Origin of the sequence: Aliiroseovarius marinus, from assembly GCF_004360145.1 — a bacterium.
Taxonomy (GTDB): Bacteria; Pseudomonadota; Alphaproteobacteria; order Rhodobacterales; family Rhodobacteraceae; genus Aliiroseovarius; species Aliiroseovarius marinus.
The window spans coordinates 232939-238938 of record NZ_SAIT01000011.1 but is presented as its reverse complement, the minus strand read 5'-3'; the positions used below and the strand labels follow the sequence as shown (position 1 = coordinate 238938).

Below are 6000 nucleotides of genomic sequence, written 5' to 3'. Positions count from 1 at the left end.
GGCGGCGCTACCGTGGTCCAATATTGCGCCGCCCTTTATATTCGTGCTCTACAAAGACACAACTACAGGCCGGTGCAGTTGATCTGTCGGCAGCAATCCACCTTTGCGGGTTGTTGGCAAAGATGAAAAACATCCAAGGCGTCTTCCGTCCCACCATTCTGCTCGCACTCGCCTTGATGGCGATCATCGTAATGATGATCCTGCCAATGCCAGCTTGGGTGCTGGATCTGGGCCTCGCTGCGTCCTTTGCTCTGGCCATTTTGATGTTCACAGTCACGCTGTTCATCGAACGTCCGCTGGATTTCTCAGCCTTCCCGACAGTGTTGCTTGCCTCTTTGATGCTCAGACTGTCTTTGAACGTCTCATCCACCAAGCTCATTATCGGGAATGGGCACACCGGCACCTCGGCGGCGGGCAGTGTCATCGAAGGGTTTGCCAGTTTCGTCATGGGTGGCAGCATTCTGCTGGGATTGGTCGTCTTCTGTGTGCTGTTGATCGTCAACTTCATCGTCATCACCAAAGGCGCAACCCGCATGGCCGAAGTCGGGGCTCGCTTTGCGTTGGACGGCATGCCTGGCAAGCAGCTTGCCATCGACAGCGACATGTCCGCGGGTGCGATCGACCACGCCGAAGCGAAAGCGCGGCGCGAGCGCGAGCAGGCCGAAACCACGTTCTTTGGGTCACTCGACGGTGCGTCGAAATTCGTCAAAGGGGACGCGGTAGCTGGGTTGCTGATCACCTTCCTGAACCTCGTCATGGGGCTGATCATCGGGGTGGTGATCCATGGGATGGACCTGTCCGCAGCCTTCCAGACCTACGCCATTTTGACCGTCGGGGACGGGTTGGTTACCCAGATACCGGCCGTAATCATTTCGATAGCATCGGCTTTGCTGCTGGCGCGTGGTGGAACCTCGGGATCGACCGACCTGGCCTTGTTTTCACAGTTCGGAAAGCATCCGTCGGCCCTTGCTACCGTGGCATTTTTGATGGGCCTGTTCGGACTGGTTCCCGGCCTGCCATTTGTGCCGTTCATCCTGGGCGCCATCGCCTTGGGGGCGGCCTCTTGGTGGGCTGCAAAACAACAGGAAGCCGCGAACGCATCAGATCCACAAGAGGCGCAAGAAAACCAGCTTGAAACACCGGAGGAAAGCATCGGAGACATCCTCGATCTTGACGATATCCATGTAGAATTTGCAGCCGATCTGGTCGCAATGGTTCTGGATCCCGCCACCGGTCTAGACGCCCGCATTTCCAGCATCCGCAACCACACGGCCAGCGCGTTCGGCCTGATCCTGCCCGAGATCCGCCTGACCGATAACGGATCTCTTCCCGCGGGCACCTATACGATTAAAATTCAGGGGGTTGAGCAAGCCCGCAATCGCCTGATGCCAGACAAGGCGCTGATTATCCTTAGCGGGGACGACGCCCTTCTGCCCGAAGGGGAAGATGTGTTGGAGCCCGTCTATCAAGCCCCCGCGCGTTGGATTGCGGATGGCGACCAAGAACAGGCGGCACTGGCTGGGTGCGCCGTGGTTTCACCCACCGAAGTTTTGGCCACCCACCTTCTGGAAGTCATGAAGCAGAACTTCCCGCGCCTGCTGGGCCTGAAGGCGCTGCGCCGGTTGCTGGACGAGTTCGTGAACCTCTCGGATCCTGCGCGGGCCGAGGCCAATCGCCGCCTGCTGGACGAACTGGTTCCGGACAAGGTCCCGCTTGATCTGCTGCATTCGGTGTTGCGTCTGCTGCTGGAAGAGCGTGTCTCCATCCGCAACCTACCCGTCATCTTGGAAAGCGTCGCCGAGGCACGCCCTGTGTTCGGCACGCCCGAGGCCATCTGCGATCACGTGCGTCAGCGGCTGAACTTCCAACTGCTGGCCGAGTTGAAACGCGAAGATGGCACCATCCCGCTGGTGCAGTTGGCCCCTGAATGGGAGGCCTGTTTTCAGTCCCATCAACTCGATCCAGACCGAGGCGAAGTCGCCCTCCCACCGGAAGAGTTCAATCGCTTGGCCAACGCCGTGGCAGACAAGATCGCACGGGCGGGCGAAACCGGGATCTATCCCGCGGTCGTCACCTCATCCCGCAGACGCCGGTTCTTGCGGACGGTCCTGTCCGCCAAGGGCATTGCAAACCCCGTCCTCTCATTCGAAGAAATCGGGACCGAGGCCCGCCCGTCGCTGGTTGGTTTGGTGCCCGCATGAACGAACAGCTCGCCCAGATCATGGCCCAGTCTCAGGCGTTTTTCATGCTGGGCTTCGTGGTGTTTCTGCGCGTGGGTGCGACGATGGCACTGCTGCCTGCTTTCGGCGAAACCATGGTGCCCGTCCGGGTACGCCTTTTTTTGGGGCTTGCCTTTACCGTGATTGTTGCCCCGGCCATGGCGACCACCATCGGCGCCTCGATCGAGGAGCTGAGTTCGACGATTTACTTGATGAGCGAACCGATTGTCGGGCTTGGCTTCGGAATCGTTTTGCGTCTTGCCATTATGTCCTTGCAGATCGCGGGCAGCATCGCGGCGCAGTCCACATCGCTTGCACAATTGATGGGGGGGAACAACTCGGACCCGCAGCCTGCTATCGGACACGTCCTGACGATCTCGGGTCTGGCCTTGGCCGCGATGTTGGGACTGCATGTGCGGATCGTCGAGGGGTTCATCCTATCATATCAAGTCTTTCCCGTTGGCGGACTGCCGGACACTCAAGGATTTTCAGACTGGGGCATCATGCATATTGCGCGCTGTTTCGGCTTTGCCTTCGCGCTGGCCGCACCCTTCGTCATCGTTTCGCTGCTCTATAACGTGGCCCTTGGCGTCATCAACCGCGCCATGCCGCAACTGATGGTCGCCTTTGTCGGCGCCCCTGCGATCACGGCGGGCGGCTTGATCTTGCTGGCCCTGACAACGCCTGTGTTGCTCCCCATCTGGCAACGCGCATTCGAGGCGCTGTTGCTTAACCCGTTCGGAGGCTGGTGATGGCTGGTGAAGACGACGACAGCAAGCAACACGAGCCAACCCAGAAGAAACTGGACGACGCCCGAAAACGTGGTGAGGTCGCCCGGTCCTCGGATCTGAACACAGCCATGTCTTATCTCGTCCTCTTGCTGCTGACCTCGGCGGTCGGGGCGTCCACGATGACCGGGCTTGGGGGCGTGTTTTCAGCGATGTTGGAACGCTCGAATCAGCTCGCGCAAAACGCCTTTCAGGGCAGCGGCGGCCCCGTGCTTGCGAACGCCGTTACGTCGATCGCTTGGCACCTGACGCCGTGGCTGTTGATGCCGATGGTGGCCGTATTGGGCCTGACAGTGGTGACACGCAGCTTCGTGGTCTCGCCTGAAAAGCTGATGCCAAAGCTGAACCGGATTTCGCCGCTATCGAATGCCAAGAACAAGTTTGGGCGATCTGGCCTGTTCGAGTTCTTCAAAAGCTTCGTGAAACTGTCGATCTACAGCGTCATTTTGGGCATTTTCATCTGGGTCAACCTGCCCGAGATGTTGGCGGCTCTTGCCCTGAACCCCGGCATGGTGTCGGTGTTGCTGCTTGAGTTATCGGTCGAGTTTTTCGCCATCGTCCTGCTGGTTGCCTTGGTCATCGGCGGGATCGACTTCCTGTGGCAAAAGCAAGAGCACCTGCGCAAAAACCGCATGTCCCACAAAGAGCTGATGGACGAGATCAAGCAAAACGAAGGCGACCCGCATATGAAAGGGCAGCGGCGCCAGAAGGCCTATGATATCGCGACCAACCAGATGCTGCAGGATGTGCCGGATGCCGACGTGATTGTCGTGAACCCGACCCATTATGCGGTGGCCCTGAAATGGTCGCGCCTGCCGGGCGAGGCTCCGATTTGTGTCGCTAAAGGCGTGGACGAAATTGCCGCCCGCATCCGCGAGGTTGCCTCTGAAAACGGCGTTCCGATCCACCGCGATCCCCCCACTGCACGTGCCCTACATGCCACGGTCGAGATCGGACAGGAAGTGCCGCCCGATCAGTATCAGGCTGTCGCCGCCGCCATCCGCTTTGCCGAGAACATGCGCCAGCGCGCGAAGAATTCGCTAAGGACTTAAGATGGCAGACCCGCTTTACCAGCTGACCGACCTGACGGCCCTGCAACTGGACCGCGCGATGGCCGAGCTTTCGGCCACCGCCGCAAAAGTCGCAGCATTGGAACATCAGATAGCTGATATGAGGACGCGATTAAGCCAGCTACCCGGCTTGGACCCTGAAACCGGCCTCAATCCCGCGCTTTCCAGCGGGCATTTCGATCAGTGGCAAAAACAGGCGCGAACCCGTCTGGGCCAGTTGAATATCCAACTCGCCCAAGCCCGCGCTGCACATGAAGAGCGAATGGCAGACACCCGGCTTGCCTTCGGGCGCAACGCTGCCTTAGAAGCAATTAAAGCCAAAAAGGCGGCCGATGCCCGCGACATGCGGCGCAGGCGCGTGGAACACCAATAAAACCACGGCAAAACCGCATAATTCCCTTTTCAACGGACCCGATCCGGTCTATAGGCACGGCTTCATTGCGGGGCTTACACCCTTGGAGGATTCCCGCACTTATTAGATATGGAGAAAACCAATGGCACGTGAGATTCCGAATCTTGAAGCCACGGTACGTACGGGGACAGGCAAGGGGGCCGCTCGTCAAGCTCGCCGCGAAGGCCAGGTACCGGGTATCGTATACGGTGGTGGCGCAGACCCGCTCGCCATCAACATCCCCTTCAACGAGCTGTTCAAAAAGCTGAAGGCCGGTCGTTTCTTGTCGACCCTGTGGAACCTGAAAATCGACGGTCAGGAAGATGTCCGCGTGATCTGCCGCAACGTACAGCGTGACGTTGTCAAAGACCTGCCGACCCACCTGGACCTGATGCGCCTGCGCCGCACCAGCCGGATCAGCCTGTTCATTCACGTTGAGTTCGTGAACGAAGAAGAAGCCCCCGGCCTGAAGCGCGGTGGTGTTCTGACTGTTGTCCGTCCGGAAGTTGAACTGAACGTTCTGGCTGGCGAAATCCCCGAGCAGATCGTTGTTGATCTGGCTGGCAAAGACGTCGGCGACGTCATCCACATCTCGGATGTTGCCCTGCCGGAAGGCGCCAAGCCCACCGTTGACCGTGACTTCGTCATCGCCAACATCTCGGCTCCCAGCTCGCTGCGTTCGTCGGATGACGGCGACGCCGGTGAGGAAGCTGGTGAAGAAGAAGCCGCAGCTGCAGAAGAATAAGCCTCACCTGAAAAGGTGTTGCGAAACGGGATCCTTCGGGGTCCCGTTTTTTATGTGGGGGCCTCGTCCAGACGCTCGAACACCAAGACACTGCCGCGGGTGCCCCACGGCATCCACCCGAACCCGTTGGAAAACATGTCCTTGATCAACTGGCGCAATGCGTGGCTGCCATAGCGCTCGGGGTGGATCTCCATGATGACGATCCGCGTTTCGGGCCACCATGCGCAACTGGCAAGGTCAAGCTCGGCCCCTTCGATATCCATCGAGATAACGGTGGGCTGCGCGCGTCTCTGCAGATCCCCGAATTTCAGCGCGGGAACAGTGACCAACTTCGAGGCTTTCCTTGTCTTTTCGCCGCCCTCCGAGATTGATGAGGCCCAAAATCCGGGGAGCACCTCAAATGTCACGGTATCGTCTGTGAAACCATCGGGCACGACCGCGCCTTGAACCACCTGCATTTCAGCAAATCCGTTCTTCACCGCATTGGCTCCGATGGCTTTGGACATATCCGCGCTGGCCTCGACCGCGGTGACATTTTCGGCCCCGACAATCCGCGCGGCCTGAAGCGCGACAAAGCCCGCACCGCCACCAAGATCCAGAACGCGATCGCCGGGCTTTAGGTGTCGCTTCAAAGCCTGGGATTCGTTCTTCTCGTACCCCCCGCGATCCATCGCGACCCGGATATTGTCGTTCATGCATTTGCGCGGGATCTTCAGGATCAAACCGTCCAGTTTGAATTGCGGCATGCTGCTCTCCTTGGGTGGCCGGGATGTGTTGGTGTTTGCCA

Annotated in this window: 6 protein-coding genes; 5 read left to right on the top strand and 1 reads right to left on the bottom strand. The window is 59.2% G+C overall.

Annotated features, from left to right (window positions below; translation table 11 throughout):
- The first annotated feature begins 122 nt into the window (after nucleotides 1-122).
- From flhA to EOL43_RS13150, 5 genes are all read left to right on the top strand, one after another.
- On the top strand, nucleotides 123-2201 hold the full coding sequence (gene flhA, locus EOL43_RS13170; RefSeq protein ID WP_133489347.1) for a flagellar biosynthesis protein FlhA: 2079 nt from the start codon (nucleotides 123-125) through the stop codon (nucleotides 2199-2201).
- The gene (locus EOL43_RS13165; RefSeq protein ID WP_133489345.1) at nucleotides 2198-2971 is read left to right on the top strand and encodes a flagellar biosynthetic protein FliR; all 774 of its coding nucleotides are present in this window, start codon (nucleotides 2198-2200) and stop codon (nucleotides 2969-2971) included. The genes flhA and EOL43_RS13165 overlap by 4 nt, the downstream gene beginning before the upstream one ends.
- Nucleotides 2971-4059, top strand: coding sequence for an EscU/YscU/HrcU family type III secretion system export apparatus switch protein (locus tag EOL43_RS13160; RefSeq protein WP_133489343.1), 1089 nt, complete (start codon nucleotides 2971-2973; stop codon nucleotides 4057-4059). The genes EOL43_RS13165 and EOL43_RS13160 overlap by 1 nt, the downstream gene beginning before the upstream one ends.
- Before the next feature lies 1 nt (nucleotide 4060).
- A complete protein-coding gene (locus tag EOL43_RS13155) occupies nucleotides 4061-4450 on the top strand; it encodes a hypothetical protein (protein ID WP_133489341.1) in 390 nt (129 codons plus the stop codon).
- 121 nt (nucleotides 4451-4571) lie between these two features.
- Nucleotides 4572-5213, top strand: coding sequence for a 50S ribosomal protein L25/general stress protein Ctc (locus EOL43_RS13150; protein WP_133489339.1), 642 nt, complete (start codon nucleotides 4572-4574; stop codon nucleotides 5211-5213).
- 50 nt (nucleotides 5214-5263) lie between these two features.
- Here EOL43_RS13150 and EOL43_RS13145 read toward each other — a convergent pair whose 3' ends face one another.
- Nucleotides 5264-5959 carry an FkbM family methyltransferase gene (locus EOL43_RS13145; protein ID WP_133489337.1) on the bottom strand — a complete coding sequence of 232 codons (696 nt, stop codon included), beginning with the start codon at nucleotides 5957-5959 and terminating at the stop codon, nucleotides 5264-5266.
- Nucleotides 5960-6000 lie beyond the last annotated feature (41 nt).

Coding starts and splice junctions, on each gene's coding strand:
- flhA (WP_133489347.1), top strand. CDS start 123: ATGAAAAACATCCAAGGCGTCTTCCGTCCCACCATTCTGCTCGCACTC.
- EOL43_RS13165 (WP_133489345.1), top strand. CDS start 2,198: ATGAACGAACAGCTCGCCCAGATCATGGCCCAGTCTCAGGCGTTTTTC.
- EOL43_RS13160 (WP_133489343.1), top strand. CDS start 2,971: ATGGCTGGTGAAGACGACGACAGCAAGCAACACGAGCCAACCCAGAAG.
- EOL43_RS13155 (WP_133489341.1), top strand. CDS start 4,061: ATGGCAGACCCGCTTTACCAGCTGACCGACCTGACGGCCCTGCAACTG.
- EOL43_RS13150 (WP_133489339.1), top strand. CDS start 4,572: ATGGCACGTGAGATTCCGAATCTTGAAGCCACGGTACGTACGGGGACA.
- EOL43_RS13145 (WP_133489337.1), bottom strand. CDS start 5,959: ATGCCGCAATTCAAACTGGACGGTTTGATCCTGAAGATCCCGCGCAAA.